The 20,379-nt window shown below is 68.8% G+C and carries 16 protein-coding genes and 2 pseudogenes; 9 read left to right on the top strand and 9 right to left on the bottom strand.

From position 1 onward, the window contains the following. Positions 1-106 precede the first annotated feature (106 nt). Complete coding sequence (locus tag ABZS58_RS35480) at positions 107-2,029, top strand: acyltransferase family protein (protein WP_354787639.1); 1,923 nt, start codon at positions 107-109, stop codon at positions 2,027-2,029. Between the two features lie 9 nt (positions 2,030-2,038). Here ABZS58_RS35480 and ABZS58_RS35475 read toward each other — a convergent pair whose 3' ends face one another. Further along, positions 2,039-3,961, bottom strand: a complete 1,923-nt coding sequence (locus ABZS58_RS35475) for an amino acid transporter (protein ID WP_354787638.1) — start codon at positions 3,959-3,961, stop codon at positions 2,039-2,041. Between the two features lie 692 nt (positions 3,962-4,653). On the opposite strand from ABZS58_RS35475, the gene ABZS58_RS35470 reads away from it, so the two are divergent. Continuing rightward, entirely contained in the window at positions 4,654-5,301 is a 648-nt protein-coding gene (locus ABZS58_RS35470; protein ID WP_354787637.1) for a hypothetical protein, read from the top strand. A gap of 244 nt (positions 5,302-5,545) precedes the next feature. Here the strand turns inward: ABZS58_RS35470 and ABZS58_RS35465 are convergent, their stop codons facing one another. Next, positions 5,546-6,778 (bottom strand): hypothetical protein, encoded by a 1,233-nt coding sequence (locus ABZS58_RS35465; RefSeq protein WP_354787636.1) that lies wholly within the window; start codon positions 6,776-6,778, stop codon positions 5,546-5,548. Then, entirely contained in the window at positions 6,721-6,921 is a 201-nt protein-coding gene (locus ABZS58_RS35460; protein ID WP_354787635.1) for a hypothetical protein, read from the bottom strand. Before ABZS58_RS35460 ends, ABZS58_RS35465 begins: the two co-directional genes overlap by 58 nt. A gap of 176 nt (positions 6,922-7,097) precedes the next feature. Here ABZS58_RS35460 and ABZS58_RS35455 point away from each other — a divergent pair, with 176 nt between their 5' ends. The 7 genes from ABZS58_RS35455 to ABZS58_RS35425 all read left to right on the top strand — a co-directional run bounded on the left by ABZS58_RS35455 (position 7,098) and on the right by ABZS58_RS35425 (position 13,610). After that, positions 7,098-7,412: a PadR family transcriptional regulator gene (locus tag ABZS58_RS35455; RefSeq protein WP_354787634.1), complete on the top strand. Its 315-nt coding sequence runs from the start codon at positions 7,098-7,100 to the stop codon at positions 7,410-7,412. Further along, the gene (locus ABZS58_RS35450; protein WP_354787633.1) at positions 7,412-8,332 is read left to right on the top strand and encodes a hypothetical protein; all 921 of its coding nucleotides are present in this window, start codon (positions 7,412-7,414) and stop codon (positions 8,330-8,332) included. Before ABZS58_RS35455 ends, ABZS58_RS35450 begins: the two co-directional genes overlap by 1 nt. Before the next feature lie 5 nt (positions 8,333-8,337). Then, positions 8,338-8,472 (top strand): hypothetical protein, encoded by a 135-nt coding sequence (locus tag ABZS58_RS35445; protein ID WP_354787632.1) that lies wholly within the window; start codon positions 8,338-8,340, stop codon positions 8,470-8,472. A gap of 1,206 nt (positions 8,473-9,678) precedes the next feature. Further along, entirely contained in the window at positions 9,679-12,225 is a 2,547-nt protein-coding gene (locus ABZS58_RS35440) for a nitrate- and nitrite sensing domain-containing protein (RefSeq protein ID WP_354787631.1), read from the top strand. Further along, positions 12,222-12,659: a roadblock/LC7 domain-containing protein gene (locus tag ABZS58_RS35435; RefSeq protein ID WP_354787630.1), complete on the top strand. Its 438-nt coding sequence runs from the start codon at positions 12,222-12,224 to the stop codon at positions 12,657-12,659. The genes ABZS58_RS35440 and ABZS58_RS35435 overlap by 4 nt, the downstream gene beginning before the upstream one ends. Further along, positions 12,649-13,014 (top strand): DUF742 domain-containing protein, encoded by a 366-nt coding sequence (locus ABZS58_RS35430; protein WP_354787629.1) that lies wholly within the window; start codon positions 12,649-12,651, stop codon positions 13,012-13,014. Before ABZS58_RS35435 ends, ABZS58_RS35430 begins: the two co-directional genes overlap by 11 nt. A 20-nt stretch (positions 13,015-13,034) precedes the next feature. Next, on the top strand, positions 13,035-13,610 hold the full coding sequence (locus tag ABZS58_RS35425) for an ATP/GTP-binding protein (protein ID WP_354787628.1): 576 nt from the start codon (positions 13,035-13,037) through the stop codon (positions 13,608-13,610). A gap of 19 nt (positions 13,611-13,629) precedes the next feature. On the opposite strand, the gene ABZS58_RS35420 is transcribed toward ABZS58_RS35425, so the two are convergent. The 6 genes and pseudogenes from ABZS58_RS35420 to ABZS58_RS35395 form a co-directional block, all read right to left on the bottom strand. Beyond that, on the bottom strand, positions 13,630-15,018 hold the full coding sequence (locus ABZS58_RS35420) for a tryptophanase (RefSeq protein WP_354787627.1): 1,389 nt from the start codon (positions 15,016-15,018) through the stop codon (positions 13,630-13,632). 17 nt (positions 15,019-15,035) lie between these two features. Continuing rightward, complete coding sequence (locus ABZS58_RS35415; protein WP_354787626.1) at positions 15,036-16,163, bottom strand: tryptophan dimethylallyltransferase family protein; 1,128 nt, start codon at positions 16,161-16,163, stop codon at positions 15,036-15,038. Positions 16,164-17,556: 1,393 nt separating this feature from the next. After that, positions 17,557-17,886, bottom strand: a complete 330-nt coding sequence (locus ABZS58_RS35410) for a tyrosine-type recombinase/integrase (RefSeq protein ID WP_354787625.1) — start codon at positions 17,884-17,886, stop codon at positions 17,557-17,559. 341 nt (positions 17,887-18,227) lie between these two features. Then, positions 18,228-18,887 (bottom strand): annotated as a pseudogene (locus ABZS58_RS35405) (transposase); the annotation flags it as partial. Between the two features lie 188 nt (positions 18,888-19,075). Then, on the bottom strand, positions 19,076-20,056 hold the full coding sequence (locus tag ABZS58_RS35400) for a sugar ABC transporter permease (RefSeq protein WP_354787624.1): 981 nt from the start codon (positions 20,054-20,056) through the stop codon (positions 19,076-19,078). A 152-nt stretch (positions 20,057-20,208) separates the two neighbouring features. Then, positions 20,209-20,379: pseudogene (locus tag ABZS58_RS35395) on the bottom strand (ATPase); the annotation flags it as partial.

Raw genomic sequence — 20,379 nt, 5'->3', positions numbered from 1 at the left:
CACCGGCGGCGCCCGGCGCCGGCACCATCGCACAGCCGACGTTTCCTCACCGGATCTGCTCCTTCGCCGGAGTTTGCGGCGGGGCACGGCGGGCAGCGTCCGGCGCGTGTCGTTGCGCCACCTGCCGCCGCTGGACGGGCTGCGGGCCGTCGCGCTGTGCGCGGTGCTGGTCGTGCACGGGATGCCTGCCTGGGTGCCCGGTGGTTTCCTGGGCGTCGACGTGTTCTTCGTGCTGTCCGGGTTCCTGATCACGTCGCTGCTGCTGCGCGAGGCCGAGCTGACCGGCCGGGTGTCGCTGGGTGGGTTCTGGCTGCGCCGGGTCCGCCGGCTGCTGCCCGCCCTGACACTGCTGGTCCTCGCGGTCGTCGTCGCCGCTCCCTCCCTGCTGCCGGAGCAGGATCCGGGGGCGTTGCGCACCGACGCGGTCGCCGCGCTCACCTACTGGGCGAACTGGCGGATGGTGCTGCGCGGTGGTGACTACTTCACCGAGACGGCGGCGGCCTCGCCGCTGCAGCACACCTGGTCGCTCGCCATCGAGGAACAGTTCTACCTGCTGTGGCCGGTGCTGATCCTCTTCGCGCTGCGGGCGCGGCGGCCCCGGCCGTTGATCGGCGCGCTGTGCGCCGCCGGGTTCGTGGCGTCGACGGTGGCCGCCGCGGTGCTGTACGACCCGCTGCACCCGGGCCGGGCGTACTTCGGCAGCGACACCCGGGCCGCGGCGCTGCTCGCGGGCTGTGCGCTCGCCGCCGCGTCTGCGGTCGTGGCGCGGCATCCCACGGTACGGCGGGGCGCGGCGGTCGCCGGGATGGTGCTGCTCGCCGCGTTCGCGGTCCTCCCGGGCGGTGCCGGGGCGTGGCTGTACCGGGGTGGTTTCGCGCTGACCGCGGTGGCCGCCGCGGCGGTCCTTGCCGAGCTCGCCGCGGCGCCCGGCACGCCGGTGGCGCGGCTGCTCGGCGCGGCGCCGCTGGTGTGGGTGGGGCGGATCTCCTACGGCGGCTACCTGTGGCACTGGCCGTTGTTCGCGGTCCTCGACGCCGCCCGGACCGGCCTGAGCGGGCCGCGGCTGCTCGCGCTGCGGGTCGCGGCGACCCTCGCCGTCGCCGCGGCCAGCTTCTACCTTGTCGAACAGCCGCTGCGACGGCCGGGAACCGGCCGGCTCCGCTGGGCGGCCGGTCTGGCGGCCGGTCTGGCCGCCGCCCTTGCTGCCGCCCTCGCTGCCGTGGCGCCGCCACCGGCCGTCGCGCCGCCCGTGCTGACGGCCGCGCCCGCCGCGCAGCCCTCGACCGGCCCGGCGCCGTCCACGGTGTCCACGACGCCGCCGGCGGCCCGGGCCGGTCGGCGGCCGGGACCGCCGCGGGTCATGGTCATCGGCGACTCCGTGTCGTGGACCCTCGGTGCGTACTGGCCCGCCGACGCGTCCGTCTCGGCCGGCCTCACGCTGGCCAACGAGGGCGTGCAGGGCTGCGGCATCGCAGTGCTGCCCGAGCTGCGGTACGGCGGCGCGCCGCACACCAACTACCCGTACTGCGCCACGTGGGAGTCGCGGTGGGGCGGCTCCACCACGAGCCAGGACCCGGACGTCGTGGTCATCCTGCTGGACCGCTGGGAACTGATGGACCGCAAACTCGACGGCCAGTGGACGCACGTCGGTGAACCGGCCTACGACACGTACCTCAGTGCGCAACTGCGCCGTGCGGTCGACCTCACCGCCGCCCGGGGCGCCCGGGTCGCGCTGCTGACAGCGCCGTACACCCGCCGCCAGGAACGACCGAACGGCGGCCTGTGGCCGGAGGACACCCCGGCCCGCGTCGACGCGTGGAACCGGCTGCTGACCGAGGTCGCCGACAGCCACCCGGCCCGACCGGTGGTCCTGGACCTTAACCGGGTGCTGTGCCCGGACGGCGCCTTCACCTGGCGGGTCGGCGGGGTCCAGGTCCGCAGCGACGGCCTGCACCTCACCCCGGACGGGGTACAACGCGTCGTGGCGCCGTGGCTGGCACCGCAACTGCTGCGGCTCGCCACGACGTGACCCCCTTGCTCATCCGACGTGGACGTGCGGCCGGTGGTTGCGGTCGGGCTGGTGGCGGCGCAGCACTTCGCGGGTGACCGGTGCGATCTCGCCCTGGCCGAAGATCAGGAAGCGGAGGAAGTTGGCGGCCGGGTTGCCTTCGGTCCATTCGAAGTAGATGTGCGGGCGGCGGCCCGTGCGGTCCTGGATGCCGAGCAGCAGCGCGGCGATGGCGCTCGCGACGGCCGGGTTCTCCAGGATCAGGACGCGGTAGCGGCCGTGCATGACCTCGCCGCGGACGACGACGGCGGACGCGAAGTCGGAGGCGTCGGTGATGGCCACCTCGACGAAGATCACGTCGGCGTCGTCAGGAAGGTCGTTGTCCGCCCGGACCTGCCGCGTCTTGTCCTGGTAGTCGACGATCGAGCGGTGCGCGGGTTCCTTGGCGACGAGCCGGATCGTGCGCCGGGCGCAGTCCTGGATGAAGGTGTGGGCGGTGGCGTCGAACTGCAGGTCGGTGACCCGGAGCTCGAACGACCGGCCGATCCGCGACAGCACCGACACCAGCACGATGCCGGCGATGAAGCACCCGGCGATCTTCACGCCGTCGGGGCGTTCGGCGATGTTGGCGATCGTGGTGTACGTGAGGACGGCGGCGATGACTGCGAATGCGGTGAACTTGCGGTGCTCGTGGTGCCGGCGCGCGGACAGGGCGGCAGCGACGGCGGCGGAGGTCATGAGCACGAGGACGCCGGTGGCGTAGGCGCTGCCCTGGGCGTTGACGTCGGCGTCGAAGGCGACGGTGATCAGGACCGCGACGGCGAAGAACACCAGGACCAGCGGCCGGACCGCGCCGGCCCACTGCGGCGCCATGCCGTAGCGGGGCAGGTACCGGGGGACCAGGTTGAGCAGGCCGGCCATGGCGGACGCGCCGGCGAACCAGAGGATCGCGATGGTGGACAGGTCATATGCGGTGCCGAAGACCGGACCGAGTTGTTCGTGCGCCAGGTACGCCAACGCCCGGCCGTTGGCCTTCCCGCCCGGGGCGAATTCGGGCGCCGGGATCAGGACCGTGGTGACGACGCTGCTGGTGAGGAGGAAGCCGCTCATGATCAGCGCCGCGGTGGTGAGCAGCTTCCTGGTGTCGCGGATCCGGCCGGTCGGATGGTCCTCGCTGTCGGCCGGGTCGCCGCGCAGGTGCGGCATCACCGCCACGCCGGTCTCGAATCCGGACAGGCCCAGCGCCAGCTTCGGGAACACGATGAACGCGATCGCCACGACCAGCAGCGGATTGCCGTGCTGGGCCGTCAACGCCGTCGTCCAGCCGGTGAACGTCGACGGGTGCGTCGCGATCAGCCACAGGCCGTCGACGACGACGATCACGTTCAAGGTCAGGTAGGCCCCGACGATCGCGACCGCGATACCGATCGCCTCGGTGAACCCGACGAGGAACACCGCGCCGAGCAGCCCGAGCAGGACCAGGGTCACCGGGACCTCGTGGTCGCGCAGCGCCGCCGGCCAGTACGGGTTCTCGTCCAGGTGTGCGGTCGCGTCGGCAGCGGACAGGGTCATCGTGATGACGAAGTCGGTGGCGGCGAACCCGAGCAGGACCAGGACGAACAGCTTGCCCTGCCAGAACGGCAGCAGCCGCACCAGCATCGCGATCGAGCCTTCACCGTGCGGGCTTTCCGCGGCGACCCGCCGGTACACCGGCAGCGCGCCGAGCAGGGTGACCAGCACCAGTACCACCGTCGCGACGGGTGACAGCAGCCCGGCGGCGAGCGCGGCGATCCCCGGCTGGTAGCCCAGGCTGGAGAAGTAGTCCACGCCGGTCAGGCACATCACCTTCCACCACGGGTGGCGGCGGTCCGCGGCCGGTTTCGCGCCCGGCCCGGCGTGCTGCAGCGAACGGTCGTTGATGCCCGACAGGAGCCAGGCATGGAGCCTGGTCATCGCGGGCCGGCCGTGCCGCCGCCGGCGCACGCGGGGGCTTCGCTGTGACGGGTCTGCACGGCGGGCCTCTACCCGCTGGCCCTGGATGTACCGGCCGGTGGCATCGCCCTGTCGAGGGAGGTGGCCCGGCCGGGCGGGGTGGTGAATCCCAGGGTGGTGCCGCGTCCGGGTGGGCCGACGGTCCGGCTGCTGCGTCCTGGTCCACAGGACCAGGACGGTTCTCAGAAGTGCGGGTTCCGTGGCGGAAGAATGAGACGACATGATCGCGTTTCGCGGACGACAGGGTGAGGATCTCGCCGCACTTCTCGGTCACGAAGAGGTTGGTTGGTGAAGATTCTTTCAGGCGCTCCAGCGGGCGGGACGGCCGCAATCGGAGATCGGTGATGGCCGCGGCGATCCCGGCGGGAATGCCGCCCACCTCGATGATCGAACCGCCATCGCCGCACTTCGTGCGGTCGAGCGCATCGGACGGCAGTCCGGGCGGAAGCGTACGCGCACTGCCGGCGCGGAGTAGATAATCGTTTGGAGCGGGATGGTTTTGCTCCGGATGAATTGGGAGGGAATTCAATTCCTTGAAGGGTAAATCAATCGTTATTCGTCGTTATAAAAGACGGATAGCCGCTCGCATTCCGGGTTGCCTGCCCTGACGCTGGACGGGTCGCGATGACCACGACACGAGGGGAGCAAAAGTCATGGCCCAGCAGAAGCCAGCGAACAAACTCAGCCGGCGCGGCATCCTCACCGGAGCGGGCGCCGGTGGTGTGGCGGCGATCGCCGCCGCTGTCACGACCGTCAGCCCGGCGGCCGCCGCATCCGGCGACCCGGTCGTCCAGGGTGCGGACAACAACGCCGGCGCCGCGTCCACCGTCCTGCGTTCGACGGCCGACACCGCCACGCTCGACGTCCGCAACACCGCTACCGTCGCCGTCGACGCCACCGGCTTCGACGCGGGTGTCGTCGGGTACTCCTCGAACGGCAACGGACTCATCGGGCGCAGCGACATCGGCACCGGCGTCTTCGGTGCCGCCGGCGACCTCGGCGGTATCGGCGTCGTCGCCTCCGCACCGGACGAGTTCAGCAAGACCGCCCTCGACGTCCGCGGCCAGGCGCGCTTCAGCCGCAGCGGCACCGCCACCGTGCCGGCCGGCGCCAGCAGCGTGACCGTCAGCGGGCTGCACGTCTTCACCTCCACCCGGGCACTCGCGGTCGCGCAGCGCAACACCGCCGTGTGGGTGAAGGCAGCGGTGCCGAACCCGGCGACCGGCCAGCTGCGCCTGCACCTCAACGCCGCAGCCCCCGCCGGCGGGGTGCCGATCGCATGGTGGCTGCTGGAGGCCTGATCGGACGTCCGGGGTTCCAGGCCGGCACAGGGGAGGGTGCCGAAGCGGCGGTGCACGCCGGGTTCGACGAAGCTCCAGGCGGAGTCGACCCCGGCGGGCGCCGGTGCCGAGGGACCCGGCCACCAGCAGGTCACTGACCCATCCGAGCGCGGCCAGCTCGTCGCCGAACCGCGCCGGCGCCGGCAGTCGGATCCCCATCAGCGCAGCGTTAGGGGCCGCCCGTCGCCGGGCGGCCCCTAACGTGTCAGGGCGTGCCGAGACCGGCGCCCCAGTCGCCCCAGACGCTCTGGCCGGCGTAGTGCCAGTACCAAAAATGCATGTTGCCGTTCTGGCCGTTGGCGAAGATGTAGTGCTGGGCGCCGGTGTCGGTGTGCACGCTCGGTGGGCCGAAGATCGTGGCGCCGGGGAGCTGCGTGAACGTGACCGTCGTCGGGTTGCCGCTGCGGCCGTTCCAGCGCCAGACGTGGCCGTCAAGGCTCTCGGCGTAGACCCAGATCTCGTTGGTCGACCACGACACCGCGGTCGGCTGGTCGAGCGCGTCGCCGCCCCAGGACACGTTGCTGATCGTGCTGGACGGTCCGGTGCTGGTGAAGTACCAGCGGTGGATCGGCTTGCCGCCGTTGCCGGTGCCGGCGGCGAGCCGGGCGAAGACGTTGATCTGGTTCGCGACGGCGACCGCGGTGGGATCACCGTAGATCGTCTGTGCGTTGGCGAACGCGACGGGCGCCGGCGCGGTGCTCATCGTGCGTGGCTGCTCCCACCACAGCAGGTGGTTGGTGGTGTCGCGGACGAAGACCTCGAAGCGGTTGTCGGTGGTCAGGAACGCCGACGGCGTCCCGTCGGCCGCGGGTGCGCCGTTCCAGGTCTCGAATGCGGGTGCCTGGCCGGGTTTCTGGAACCAGTGCCGCAGCTTGCCGTCTGCGGCGGGAGTGAAGACGTGTCGTTCGCCGTTGTAGGCGAAACCGCTCACCCCGCCCGTCGCGCCGGCGCCCCAGTCGGTCTTCGTCAGGCCGTTCGTCGGCGACCACCGGTAGTTCCACAGGTGGTTGTCGGTGCTGCGGAAGAAGACGTCGATGTCCGGGCCGACCTGGTAGGCCAGCGGCTGGCTCGCGACGCTGCCGCCCCAGTCGTCTGTGGCGACGATGACGGTCGGTCCGGCGGTGTATCGCAGGAGGTGCCCGTTGGCGCCGCGCTGGAAGTTGGTGTATCCGTTGGCGAGTTCGCCGTGGACGCGGCGGTAGCCCCACGAGGCATTCTCACTGGCCAGGCGCAGGACCAGGGTGCGGATCGAGCGGACGGTGGGTGGGCGCCCGCGTCGCCTCGGCACACAGGTCGCAGCGTGGCGCCGCTTGAGCAGGTCGCGGTGCCAGCGCAGGATCGTGTCCGGGCGGACCAGCAGCAGGAGTTGCTGCAGCTGCTTCACCGGCAGGCGGTGGAGCAGGCCGGCGAGGACAGCGCGGTCGGCGTTCGTGAACATGGGCTTGCCGCCTGGCGCTGCAGGACGAGTAGCTGATGCCGCAGGGCAAGGATCTCGATGTTTTTGTCCTGGTCGCTCATCGGCAGCAAGCGCAGCAGGGCGAAGGCGTTGGTCGCGGCGAGGTAGGCCAGGCGCAGCAGCACGACAGATCATATGCCGTCCGCCCCTGTCCAAGTGAAGCCAGCGGGGGCGGCCGGCGGTCATGCCAGAGATCGTCGATCAAGTCCGTGACCTGGCCGGATGATTTGTCGGCACCCGCAGATGTACAGGCAGTTGGCGCCTCTTGATAGTTACAGCTACATGAGTAGAGTTAACGCTCGTGCAGCGCAACCGGCCCCCGTCACCGCAGACCGTCAACGTCCTGCGGGCACTGGCCGCCGACCCGGCCCGGTGGCGATACGGCTACGACCTCGGGACCCAGGTGAACCTCAAATCGGGTTCGCTGTATCCGATCCTGGTCCGGCTAGCCGACCGCGGGCTGCTCGAGACGGCCTGGGAGCCGGGCGTCGACAGCCGGCCGCCCCGGCACCTGTGCCGCCTGACCGGCGCCGGTCGCGACTTCGTAGCCGCCCTGGCCGCGGCGCGCTCCGAACGTAGCGCCACCCACCCCCGTCATCTTCTGAGTGAGGCGTGATGCCGCTCTTTTTCGTCTTCCTGTTGGCGCCTATCGCCGTGGCGATCGCGCTGTACCGCCGCAACCCGCGCCGGTTCCTCGACGGCCCGAGCGAGGACGCGCCGCTGCGGCTGCTGCGCTGGGCGATCAGCCTGCTGTCCCCGCAGCGGGCGGAGTGGGGCCAGGCCATGCTCGGCGAACTCGCCCACCTCGACGGACGCTGGCGACGGATGCGCTTCGCCACCGGCTGCGCCGGCGCCGCGCTGGTCATGCCGCCCTGGGGTCAGGCCGCGGCGGGCCTGTGTGCGATGGTCGCCATCACCGCTGCCAGCTTCGCCGTCTACGCCGGCCTCACCGTCCACTACCGGCTCGGTGCTGGTGGCTGGTTCGGTGTTGGCGGCTGGATCGCCCTCGCGGTCGTCCTGCTCATCTGCGTCGGGTACCTGCTCGGCGCCAGCGCGCTGCTACGCCGACCCGGGATCGCCCTGCCCGGCCTGATCGGCGGTCTGTTCGCAACCCTGGTCGGACTCGCGTTGTCCGGGTTCACCGCGATCGACCAGGTCACCTACATCCCGACCGGCTGGCACCGGGGGGTCACCGTACTCGCGGTCCCCGCAGCCATCGGCGTCGCCGGCACCTTGTGGCGCCGCGACCCGGCCGCGGGCCGCCGCGTCGCCCGCCTGGCCGCCCTCAGCGCCGGGCTGCTGCAACTGCTCTACGCCACCGTCGCGGTCGCCATCCTCGGCGGCGGCGGGCCACCCGACCAGGACGGCGGCTTCACCGTGCGCGGCACGGTCAGCGACCGCCTCGGCAACAACATCGTCCACCTCGCGGTCACGACGCTGCTCATCGCTCTGATCGGCTGGGCCGCTGCCGCCCTCACCGGCTACCTGGTGCGCCGTACACCCACACCTGCCGCCGACCCGATCGGGGAGGTGTGAACCCGATGACCACACCGGACCCCACCAACCTGCCGACCCCAACGGCGCGACGACGCCGAGCCGTCCGCCTCGCCCTGATCATCCTGGCCATCGCGGCCCTGACCGCCCTCGCCGCCAGCCTCCAACTCCGCAGCCGCTAAGCGGGCTGGCAGCCGCGACCCGGCACCCAGCCAGCCATCCTCCCAGCGACGGTCACTCTGAGGCGGCGTTGACCACCAGCCCGAAGCCGCCAAGCTGCACCCCGAGGGTGCCAAGAGACCCACGCGCAGACGGACATTGAACTGTCCACGCGCGGATACATAGCTGTCCACGCCCAGGACATTTAGCTGTCCATCAACAGGCACAGGACATTTCTGTCCGATCCATCGAAGGCTGCGAAGGGCCGTCACCTCGTCGATCCCGGCCTCGTCCCGGCGCACCGCTGGCGCCCCGAACCGGACGACGAAGCCGACTGGCCCGCACCACAGCTGCTCGCCGCCGTCGCCCGTCTCGCCCCCGCCGCACCCACCGCCGGCTGTGCGGGGTTTCCATGCTGAGCCGCGGTGCCCAACTCGCCAAGATCCGGCCGGCGTGTGACATGGCCGCCAGGCCATTCGTCGGTGAGCTCCGCTGCGGGACCAGCACGGACAGTGCGGACAGTGCGGCAGCGATCAGCGCGGCTGCCCCGCGCGCGGCGGGCGCACCGCTTTCGGTTCGGTCCCGGCCCGTACGGCCCGGCAGCCGGTGCGCCGGTCGGTGCGCCGGGCTCCGGCAGGTGGCGGCGGCTGAACCTCCTCCGGCGGCGGTACTGGCTGGACGGGGGCCGGTGTGCCGACCGTCGTCCCCACGCGGTGGCTGCTCACCGGTGTCGCGCGCACGCCGCACCCGGCACCCTAGCCGGCACCTCCCTGAGGCCGGCCGGACGCCGCCGCAGCTGGCCGGCAGGTCCGCGGGGTCCTGCTCAGCGGTTACCGCAGGCCCTTACCGCTGCCGGCCGCACCGCAGTCCCCGCCAAACCGCGATGCGATCAATGGTCCACGAACCAAACAATATGTTTGGCCGCGTGCGACGCGGAGCGTGCATGCGATCCGGCGAGCGCGGGTCACGAAACACCGATGTAATGAGTAGGTAGCATGCAACTCCGTTCGAAGATCGTGCTGCTGCCGGTATTGAGATAGATTGCGTGCTGGATCGTCGAGTCGGTCGGGGCGCAGATGATGCCGTCGTCGTTGTTCTACCTGCGCGAATGATAGACGTCGCGGTTCTGGTGGCATGCGGTGTAGTGTCGCCGGGCACGCACCGGTAGGGTTTGCGTGCACATCGGCGTTGGCCAGTAGTTTTCCTCCGCTGGTACCCCTGGGCTGCCCATGATTGGATTACAGGTGGCGCATATACAGGCCGACCGCGTCAGCAGGCGTTCCGACGCGGATCGCAGTGATCCGCCGAAAGCGCCGGGTCGGCGCAGGGATCGGAAGCGGTCGATCAAACGTCGGGTCATCCGGCTGGTTCTGGTCCCCAGCGTCGTCGCGGTACTGCTGTGGCTTGTGGCGTCGGGATATCTGGTCTTTCAGGGCTTCTACAACCGAGCCGTCGCCAGCAGCGTCCGTCAGGTGTCGATTCCGGCCGTCTCCGCGTTGGCGTCGATCCAGCAGGAGCGGCGACTGAGTATCGCCTATCTGGTGCAGCCGTCGAAAGGCCTGCAGCAGTTGCTTGATCAGCGGCAACAGACCGATCGGCGGCTGACAACGCTACGCAGTGCGGCTGACTCGGCGTTGGCTCTTGCGCCGCAGTCCATCGTGACGCGGTGGACGACGTTGACGCAGTATCTGGACCAGTTGCCGAGCGTGCGGAGCACGATCGATTCCAGATCCGCTGACGAGCAGCGCGCTTACGGCTTCTACAACGAACTGCTCGACGCTGCGACCAGCCTGTTCGACAACCAGGCCCGGGTCGTGCCAGACGTCAAGGCGACGCAAGGCGGCATCGCAGCGACCGAGGTGTTCCGAGTCAGCGACCTGATGTCCCGAGCCGGTTCGACGATTGACGGCGCTTTCGGGTCCGGCGCATTCAGCCAGCAGGAATACCTGCAGTTCGTGAGTCTCGTGGGCGCCTACCATTCCGGCCTGGAAAGCGTTGCGCCGCACCTCCAGCCGAAGGGGCGTCAGCGCTACGAGGCGGTCACGGCGGGCGACTCCTGGAAGGAACTGGTCGCCGTCGAGAACGCGCTCATCACCGGTGGCCCGTGGCGCAGCGGAGTGCCTCGCGGTCTGCCCGCCGACAAGGTCCGCTGGGAGACGCTGACTCGCCAGGTCTCCGACGCGTTGATCGACCTGACTGTGGTGCAGGCCGATGAGGTTTCGACGCAGGCGCTGCGTACCGGCAACAATCAGATGCTGTTCGCGTCGGTGGGCAGCCTGATCGCTCTGTCGATCGCGATCGGCGCGATTCTGTGGGCGATTCGCCAATCGCAGGTTCTGGTGGACCAGGCGTTGTCTGTGCGCCTGGCGCGGCTGGGTAGCGACGCCGCCGAGGTGGTGGACAAGCGACTGCCAGCGATGATGGACCGCCTGCGCCGCCGCGAACAAGTTGACCTCACCGCTGAGCTGCCCTTCCGGGACTTCGGCGACGACGAGATCGGTCAGGTCGCCGCCGTCATCAACAGGTCACTGCAAGCCGCGGCGGCAGCAGCCGTCGACGAGGCGAAGACCCGGGCTGCCAGTGTCGCCATGCTGATGGGTGTTGCACGCCGCCCTCAGCGCCCGCTCCAGCACGGCCTCAAGGTCGTCGAGGACATGCAGAACCGTGTCGCCGACGAACAACTGCTGGCCCAACTGTTCGACGTGAATCATCAGCTGACCCAGACCCGGCGTTTTCTCGAGAACCTGGTGATCCTGTCCGGCGGGCAGATCGGCCGGCGTTTCAAGAACCCGGTGGCACTGCACCGGGTGCTCCAGGCGGCGTTTGCCGAGACCCAGCAGTACCAGCGGATCACGCTCCGCGGCGCACCGGATGTGTCGTTGGTGGGACCGGCGGTCGCGGGGACCGTCCATCTGCTGGCCGAATTGCTCGACAACGCGCTGGTGTTCTCCTCGCCGGAGACGACGGTCTGGGTCACGTGCAACGAGGTCAGGCACGGCGTCGCGGTGGAGATCGAGGACGCCGGCATGGGGATGCATGCGGAGGCCGTGGAACAGGCGAACGAACTGCTGGCTACCGCGCCAACGCCGGACATCACGGACCTCAAGGACGGTGCGCAGGTCGGTCTGCACGTCGTAGCAGAACTGGCCAAGCGTGAAGGCGTGCAGGTAACCCTGCGCAGGTCGGCGTACGGCGGGCTGCTGGCGATCGTGCTGTTGCCCGACCGGGTGATCACCGCCGATTCGACGGAGCCGACCACCGATCGGCGGGACGTCGACGTCCGCGTGCCGGCGACCGTCGCCTCGGCGGATGCGCCGCAGGACCCCCGTCGCCACGAGTTGCTGGCGGTCGCCGCCGCAGGCATGACGAGCACGAACGGATCCGCCTCGTATCAGGCCCTTCTTCACACCGGCGGACGACGATCGAATCTTGCGGGTGACCCCATGGGAGACCAGCTTCCGAGTCAGAACTCGAACAGCGGCGTCGGCTATCCGTCGATTCCGGAGTCGCCCGTCGCGGATGCGATGAACCCCGCCGCACCCGGCCCGCAGGTCGCCGGTCGCCCGCCGCTGCCGCACCGGCAACCCCAGCAGCACATTGCTCATGAGCTGCGCGATGAGCTCGCACCAGGCGCCGACACGCCGCCGGAGGTGTCTGCTCGAGACCCCGAGGAAGCTCAACGGCGGTACAGGGACTATCAGCGGGGCCGGGCAGCTGGGCTGACCGCGGGTACCGACGACACAGTGACCGGCGCTGATCAAGGCAGGGAAGCATGACCAACTCGACACCGCAGAAAGATCTGGCCTGGATGCTGGACGACCTTGTGCAGGTTCCGCATGTCGTTTCAGCGGTTGTCCTGTCCACCGATGGTCTGGTGGTTCAGAAATCTTCGACACTGCCGCAGGACGCAGCCGACCCCCTGGCCGCCGGCGCAGCTTCCTTGTACAGCGTCGCTGCCGGTACCGGCCGGGGCTTCAACAGCGGACCGGTGGACCAGGTCGTTGTCGAGTATCGCGGCAAGACCCTGTTCGTCGCCGCCGCCGGGCGGAATGCCCGCCTGGCCGTGGTCTGCGAACAGGCTGTGGACATGGGGACGGTCGCCTACGAGATGGGTCGCCTGGTGACCCGCATCGGCGAATACCTGAGCACCGCGACACGCCCTCCTGCAACTGCAGCCACGGCACAACTTGGCCCAGGCCATGGCGTATGACGAATGGGATGGCGACGACGAGACGGAGGCCGGCCGGCTCGTACCCTTGTACATGCTGGTCAAAGGACGGACAAGTCCACGTAATGTCAACCTGGACCTCGCCACCCAGGTAATCGCCATGCCGGTTGATACGCGACGACTCGAACCGGAATACGCGCAGATCATCAATCGATGCGCCAACTGGATGTCCATCGCGGAGATAGGCGCCTACCTGCATCTGCCGCTCACCATCACCAAAATCATGGTTGATGTGCTTCTCGAACAGCGGTACCTCGGCATTGGGGCTCCCGCGCAGCGGAAGATCGCAGATGTCGAGGTGCTGCAAACGGTGCTCGCCGGCCTTGACAGACTCTAGACAAGAGGGACTGATACAACGTGGATCGCACATCGGTCAAGATCGTTGTGGCGGGGGGCTTCGGCACCGGCAAGACCACCATGGTCGGATCGGTCAGCGAGATCCCGCCGTTGACCACGGAGGAGGTTCTGACCCAGGCAAGTGTCGGCGTCGACGACGTGACCGGCGTGGAGGGTAAGACCAACACCACGGTCGCGTTGGATTTCGGGCGCATCACGATCAGCGACGACGTGATTCTCTACCTGTTCGGCACGCCGGGGCAGGACCGGTTCTGGTTCATGTGGGATGAGCTCGCGCAGGGTGCCGTCGGTGCGGTCGTGCTGGTCGACACCAGGCGGCTGGAGTCCAGCTTCGCCGCCATCGACTACTTCGAACGGCGAGACATACCGTTTGTCGCCGCTGTCAACCGATTCTGGGGCGAGTGCCAGTACAGCGAGGACGAAATCCGCTCCGCGTTGGAACTGCAGCCGATCGTACCGATGGTCTGGTGCGACGCCAGGGATCGGTCCTCCAGCAAGCAGGCACTGATTGCGCTGGTGCAGCACGCCATGGCGCGCATGCTGGTCGCTCGATCAGCGAGTCAGCCGCGCAGTTGATGCGGAGGTCCCGGCGGGGTCATTCCAGCGGCTCCAGCCTTACCTTGAAGTGCCGCAGCAGGCGTGGTGAGGAGACGATCCGGTACCCGCGGACCCGCTCAGGCGATTTGGCGATGCCGGCGAGAATGCTTGCCACGTAGTCCAGGTGCGAATCGGTGTAGACCCGCCGGGGGATCGCCAGCCGTACGAGTTCAAACGGGGCGGGGGCCAGCAACCGGTGCTGGTCGTCCATCTGGCCCAGGTAGAGCGATCCCAACTCTGCGCAGCGGATTCCGCCGTCGAGGAACAGCTGGCAACCGAGGGAGTGTCCAGGGAACTCGTGCGGCGCCAGGTGCGGCAACAGTCGACCGGCGTTGACGTACAGGGCATGGATGCCCGCCGGCTGGATAGTGTCGACACCGGCATCGTTGATCATCCGGGCCAGCCGCGCCGTCGATGCGGCACGGGCTCGCAGGTACGCCGGGTCCATGACCTCCCGTACCCCCTGCGCCAGCCGTTCAAGGTCATGCCCGGCCAGCCCCCCGTAGGTCGAGAACCCTTCGGTGGCGATCAGGTTCGCCTCGCAGCCGGCGTGCAGGTCGTCGTCGCGGAGCCCGATGAACCCTCCGATCGCCGAGAGTCCGTCCTTCTTGAGGCTCACCACACATCCGTCGGCGAGGGCGAACGCACGCGTGGCGATCTGTCGCGGCGTCCAGTCCTGGTACCCGGGTTCCCGCTGGTTGACCAGCCAGGCGTTCTCGGCGAACCGCGCCGCATCCAGGAAGAACGGCACGCGGTGGCGCGCGCACAACTCCTTGACGGCCTCGAGGTTGGCCATGGACACCGGCTGTGCACCGAGACCGTTGTTGGTGATGGTCATGAGGACCAGCCCGACCCGCTGCCGTTCGGGTCCGGTCAACACCCGCTTCAGCGCAACCAGGTCGATGTTGCCCTTGAACGGTTCCGCACTGTCAAGATCGGCCGCTTCGGGGCACGGCAGATCGCGCGCCTCGGCGGCGGCCAACTCGACGTTGGCGTGGGTGGTGTCGAAATGGGTGTTGCTGATGCAAATCTGGCCGGGCTTCAGCAGGGTGCTGAACAGGATGCGTTCGCCCGCCCGCCCCTGGTGTACCGGCAGGATGTGTGGATAGCCGGTGAGGTCGCGGACCTCGTCGACGAACCGGAACCACGATCGCGCACCCGCGTAGGACTCGTCGCCGAGCGCGGCGGCGGCCTCCTGCGCGGCCGAGGTCGCACCGGTTCCGGAATCGGACAGCAGGTCGATGGTGATCTGGTCCGCACGAAGGTTGAACGGGTTGTAGCCCGCCTCCGCGAGGGCGCGCCGACGTTCGTCGGCGGTGAGGAACGGGATCGGTTCCACGACCTTGATCCGGTACGGCGGAGGCAATGTGTTCGGGTCGATCGACATGACTCGCTCCTTCAAGGTCAGAAGTGTCCGGCCGTGGTACGCGCGGCCCGATGCCGAGGCGCTGGGTTCTGCCGCGGTCGTGGCGGGCCTACCCGATACGCCTCCGAGGACAGGTAGACGGTCACCCCGGGTCGCGGCGGTCCCAGCCGCAGTGAGACATGTGCGATCAGGCCGACACCCGCGCGGAGCGGCCGCCCGGTCACCGCGGACACGGCGCGGTCGAATGTTGTCCTGTCGAATCCGTATCGAGCCAGCAACGCCGTGACCCGCTCATGGGCCTCCGCGTCGTCGCTCACGTAACTGCGGATCGGCACGTAGAGGCTGTATCCGACCGGCTTGTCGGCACCGCTGGTGAGCGTGTAGCTGCCCACCAGCGGTCGACCCTCGAAGGGGCCGCTGCCGCCGGCCGCCACCTCGCAGAACTCGGCGAGTTGCCTCGCGTCGACGCCGTCGACCGCGTCGGCCGCCTGCAGGACGTCGCGCACCTCGGCGTTGTGGTGACTCAGGTACAGCTTGACCCGAGCCTGCGGATCGTCATGCAGGTCCAGCGCGAAGAACGTCAGCCGATCAGACCGGCCCAACTCGCCTGGGCGTACGCCATGGTCCAGCATCGTCCGGTACGACGTGCTCAGTCCGAGCCGGGTCAGCGCCTCGGCCACCAGGTCGGGCGCCTGAGCCACGCCCTTGACCTCCGGATTGAAATACGCCTTGAACTCGGGTGGCCGGCCGCCTCGAAGCACCAGCGAATGCCACACCGCGAATTCCCCGTGCGGATGTTCGGTGGCGAACAGGTCTTTCACCCGGTCCAGCCGGGACGTCGACAGGCCGAACCGCTGGATCTGCGTACCAAGGAATCGGTAGGCTGCCGACAGATTTGTCTGTGCGCCGGGAGGCGAGCCCAGCGCCTCACCCAGAATGCGTAGCGAGGGAGGCTCTCCCTCGTTGTAGGCAATTGAGAACTCAATGGGCGTATGGTCGTCGGACACGTCGGATCGCCACACCGGCGGATCGGACAGTGCAGCAGCGCCGTTGGCGCCGAGCAGATCCCTCAACAGATGCACGGGTGCGCCCGGGTCCATGTCGGCGACCTCGCACAAGCGGGTGAGCTGGCCCTGTAAGTGGTCAAAGACAGACAAGCCACCCATGAACCGTTCCCCCCATGCTTGACTCAGTCAAATCGGTGAACAACGGCCAGTCGACGCTTCGCGACGTCGCTCGCTTCTGGCCAATCGCTAAGACGGTGCAGACGGCTGATGTAAGTCGAGGTCCATGGAGGTCACGCAAGGTGTTCAGGCGATAACCCAAAGCATCCAGTGACGGCGATCTGTTTCACATATGGTGAGCGATCCGATACGGTTACGTCGAGTGAGAGATGTATCACATTAGATGGTAAGCTTCGAAGAGTAACAACGATTGATGTGCATGTATCGCTGCTTAATCTCAAATGAAGTGCTGGAGTGTGCAGCATGCTTATGGTCGTGCGAACATCCGGACGCTCGAAGGTCACTGATCGCAACGCACGCCTCGCGGTCCACGGCAGGTCTGGGACTTACGGCCGTCCGCTGACACGGGCGGGACCAGGACCAGGACCAGGACGGCAAGGGCGGTGGCGCGTTGCGGTGGCAGCGCAGTAAGTGACACGGTGCCGACAACACTCGGCCTGTTCCGCGGTGGCGACGCCGCCTGCGTCGGAGGTGTTTCTGTCCGCGCGAACCCATCGGACGAGACGCTGACCTCGGCTGGTTCGGGGGTCCTGCCCGGCTGGCTGGCCGGTGTGTGGTCGAGCGCAATCGCGATGGCAGCCGGGGTCCGGTGCCGCGCTCCGGCGGCGTGGGACCGCCTCGCTGACCTCGACGCCCGACTGCGGTGTGGTGAAGGCTTGCGGAGCTGGTCAGCTTGTGCTGTCGCGGTCCGCCGCCATGCGACGGCGTCAGGTATTGGGGTGGCGGAACACGACGACGACGCCGGCATTCGCCAGGCAACCGACCCAGGCCGCGATCCAGGGCGCCGGTGGGTAGCGCGCTGCTGGATAGGCCCATGCCGGTCTGGGGCTGTGGCCGAGGCCGTGGAAGCCGGGGGTTGACGGCGGTCGGGGGAACGTCGGCGGTGATGGCTCTGATGAAGTTGAGCCGGCCGCAACCGAAGTCCGGGTCGCGGCCGGGTGGGCCGGCGTCGTCGGCGCCAATCCGTCCTCGGTCGGTCCCCAGTCGGCCGGTGTGACAGCCGGGGTCGTGCCTTCGTCGCCATCAGGCAACGCTGCGCTCCTCCCCATGGTCCGCAGCCGCCCCGACCATGACGCGGTGGCAAAGGCAGCGCCATGGCTGACCGGCTGATCCGGGACCGGTCCGAGCGTGCAGGATGTGCATGAGCGGCCGGCAGCCCCGGTCGGGGACTGCCTGGTGATCGCCGTTCAGGTCAACACCGTACGAGCGGACGGTCACCGCCGCGAGGGTTCTGGGGCAGCCCACACCCGATGACACGTCGGTCTGTCCACCGGGAACCTCGCGCACGTTCTGTGTGCTGCTGGCACCCGAAGGGCTACACGACCGCGTGGTACTCGATCAGTGCGTAGGCGGGGGCCCGGTCGAGCCGGATACCGCCGTGGTCGTAGCGGCGGACCGCGCGACCGTCGGCGTGACCGAGCTGGTCTTGGATGTCCTCCAGCGGTACGCCCGCGGTGCGCGCGAGGGTGGCGCAGGTGTGCCGTAGCACGTGCAGTCCCAGCCACGCGTCGACACCGATCCCGGGGCCGAACCGGCACAGCAGGCGCGCCACCGCGCCCCGCTCCGGACGAGGTGACGAACAGCGGCCGGCGGTCGCGCGCCCCGGCACGGCCGGCTCGCACCGGGAGCCGGCCGAGACGTACATCCGAGCGCTGTTGCAGGTACCGCTCGAGGCGCACCCATAGCGGGTCCGGGATCACGACCATCGAGTTCGACAGCGCCGGCCGGGTCACCGACACCGTCTTCTACGCCAAGGACATCGAACAGTGGCGGACCAAGACGGCCTACGACGGCGACCACGTCGACATGACCCCGCCCCGCGGTGGTACCCCCACCACCATCTACACCGACCTCGACGGCCGAACCACCCGAATGCTGGAGTACCGCGGTAACAACCCGACCGTCCCAGCCGACGAGACCATCTACGGTATTACCCGACCGGCCAGCAGAAGGAAGTCCAGGACGCCTCCGGCAACCTGTGGAGCTCAATATCTCGACCGGCAGGTCGACGAGGAGGAACGCCAACCGGGCCAGGTCGTAGCCGGCGTCGAAGACGACCAGCACATCGGGGTCGCCGTGGCGCCACTGCCCCGCCTGCACCAGACGTGCCAGCACCCCGCGGACCTGCACGGCGGTCACCTCTGCCACGTCATCGTCGGGTCCGAGCCGGACCGCGTCGAGCACCGCGGTCCAGGAGGTCCGGCCGGGTTCCAGCGCGGCTACGAAGGAATACGGCCAGCCCGGGATGAGCTGATCCTGATGACGGCCACGGCCGTGGACGTGGCAGAACAGCCGGTCCGGGCTGGTGACCGCGTCCGGACGCAGCCATGGGCTGACATCGACCGCCAGCATGAGCCGTCCTTCGCTCGAACGGGCAAGCGGCAGACCGGCCACAGCGGTCCGGAGCTGTTGCACCTCGATCCGGCCCTGGTTGAGGCCGTCATACATGGCGCCGTATCCACGCTGATGCTCCGGCGCCAGCGTCAGACCCACCAGGGTCTTGACCGGCGCATCGGTACACAGCAGCGCGTCAGTCAGCTCGAACAACGCGTCCGCCCGCCCCGTCAGACACCGGTAGAACTCCAGCCGGAACCTGCCCAACTCCCCGAACGCGTCCGCCACAGCAGCATCAGGCACACTGATCACAGAGACAGCCCTTGGTCATTGATCTTCTTCCCTCGACAAGAAGAAGGATCAACCAAGGGCTGTTTCCACGACCGACCGGGGTCACCACCGGACGCCGCAGGTTAAACAACAAGCTATATGAGAACTCCCGGGCCGCTGCCTGCCGTCGTGCCACGCGGCGGCCTCCCGTGCGGGCGCCACCCGCGCCGTCAGGCGTTGCGGCGCAGGCGGCGCAGCTGGAGCGCCGCGATCGGCACCACGAGCGCGAACAGCAGCACGGCGAGGGCTGCTCCCCGGCCGATGTTGTCGGCCCGGAAGGACTGGTTGTAGACCTCCAGGGCGAGCACGCTGCTCGTGAACTGTCCACCGGTCGACGTGCGGACGATGTCGAAGACCTTCAGGGTGGCGACGGTGATGGTCATGACCACCACCACGACGGTCGGGCGGATCGTGGGCATGGTCACCCACCAGAACATCTGCCGCGGGTCGGCCCCGTCGAGGCGGGCCGCCTCGGCGACATCGGACGGGATCCCCTTGATCGCGGCCGAGATGACCACCGCGGCGAAACCGGCCTGGATCCAGACCAGCATCACGATCATGTAGAACGTGTTGCCCGGCGAGTTGCTCAGGAACTGCTGCGGCTCGCCGCCCAGCGCGACGATCACCTGGTTGAGCAGGCCGATCTGCTCCTCCCCGGCGGCGCGGTAGGCGTAGATGAACTTCCAGATGATGGCCGCGCCGACGAACGAGATCGCCATCGGCAGGAAAATCAGCGAGTTGGCGATCCGTTCATGGCGGGCGTTGTCGACCAGCACCGCGTACACGATGCCGATCGCCGTGGACGCCAGCGGCACGCACACGACCCATAACAGCGTGTTGCGCAGCATGAGCAGCGTGTCAGGGTCGGTGAAGATCCAGATGTAGTTGTCCAGGGCGACGAACCGTTGGTCGGCCGCATCGAAGAACGACAGGTAGAGCGTTCGCAGCATCGGATACGCCAGGCCCAGGCACAGCAGCAGCAGCGCGGGGCCGAGGAAGACCGCGACGTGCCACCGCCGTGACCGGCGGCCGTGCGCCAGCACCGCGTCGAGCCGGTGCATGACCACGGCGAGGACCAGCAGGAAGACGAGCACGTACAGCAGGGCGGTCCCGACCTTGCGCAGCTCGCCGGTGAAGACGACGTCGAGCATGGTTGTCACCCGTCCTCGGATGGAATGTCGGCAGGCGTACTTGGATCCGTCGAGGGTAGGTGTTGGGCGTCGCCTGGGGACAGGTCCGTTCGGAGCGAACATCGACGAGTTCCGTACGTGGCCGCAGACCCGCCGCCGCCCTCTTCGATCGGGTTGAGCGTGTACGCCTCGTCGATGAACAGCACCCCGCCGAGCGCCTCCGTGAACTTCTGCGTCGTCTTCACCGCCGTCCCGCCGATGTGTTCCGCGACGAGGTCCGCCCGGGACGCCTCGACCAGCTGGCCGGAGGTGAGCACACCGAGCGCCGACAGGATCTGCCCGTA

Source organism: Dactylosporangium sp. NPDC005555, assembly GCF_040605635.1.
Taxonomy (GTDB): domain Bacteria; phylum Actinomycetota; class Actinomycetes; order Mycobacteriales; family Micromonosporaceae; genus Dactylosporangium.
The sequence above is the reverse complement of the archived record's forward strand: the minus strand, read 5'-3'. Positions and strand labels throughout refer to the sequence as shown.

Bases quoted from the DNA above. Each gene is read 5' to 3' on its own strand.
- ABZS58_RS35475 (WP_354787638.1), bottom strand. From the start codon at position 3,961: ATGACCAGGCTCCATGCCTGGCTCCTGTCGGGCATCAACGACCGTTCG.
- ABZS58_RS35470 (WP_354787637.1), top strand. From the start codon at position 4,654: ATGGCCCAGCAGAAGCCAGCGAACAAACTCAGCCGGCGCGGCATCCTC.
- ABZS58_RS35465 (WP_354787636.1), bottom strand. From the start codon at position 6,778: ATGTTCACGAACGCCGACCGCGCTGTCCTCGCCGGCCTGCTCCACCGC.
- ABZS58_RS35450 (WP_354787633.1), top strand. From the start codon at position 7,412: ATGCCGCTCTTTTTCGTCTTCCTGTTGGCGCCTATCGCCGTGGCGATC.
- ABZS58_RS35445 (WP_354787632.1), top strand. From the start codon at position 8,338: ATGACCACACCGGACCCCACCAACCTGCCGACCCCAACGGCGCGACGA.
- ABZS58_RS35440 (WP_354787631.1), top strand. From the start codon at position 9,679: ATGATTGGATTACAGGTGGCGCATATACAGGCCGACCGCGTCAGCAGG.
- ABZS58_RS35435 (WP_354787630.1), top strand. From the start codon at position 12,222: ATGACCAACTCGACACCGCAGAAAGATCTGGCCTGGATGCTGGACGAC.
- ABZS58_RS35430 (WP_354787629.1), top strand. From the start codon at position 12,649: ATGGCGTATGACGAATGGGATGGCGACGACGAGACGGAGGCCGGCCGG.
- ABZS58_RS35420 (WP_354787627.1), bottom strand. From the start codon at position 15,018: ATGTCGATCGACCCGAACACATTGCCTCCGCCGTACCGGATCAAGGTC.
- ABZS58_RS35415 (WP_354787626.1), bottom strand. From the start codon at position 16,163: ATGGGTGGCTTGTCTGTCTTTGACCACTTACAGGGCCAGCTCACCCGC.
- ABZS58_RS35410 (WP_354787625.1), bottom strand. From the start codon at position 17,886: ATGTACGTCTCGGCCGGCTCCCGGTGCGAGCCGGCCGTGCCGGGGCGC.
- ABZS58_RS35400 (WP_354787624.1), bottom strand. From the start codon at position 20,056: ATGCTCGACGTCGTCTTCACCGGCGAGCTGCGCAAGGTCGGGACCGCC.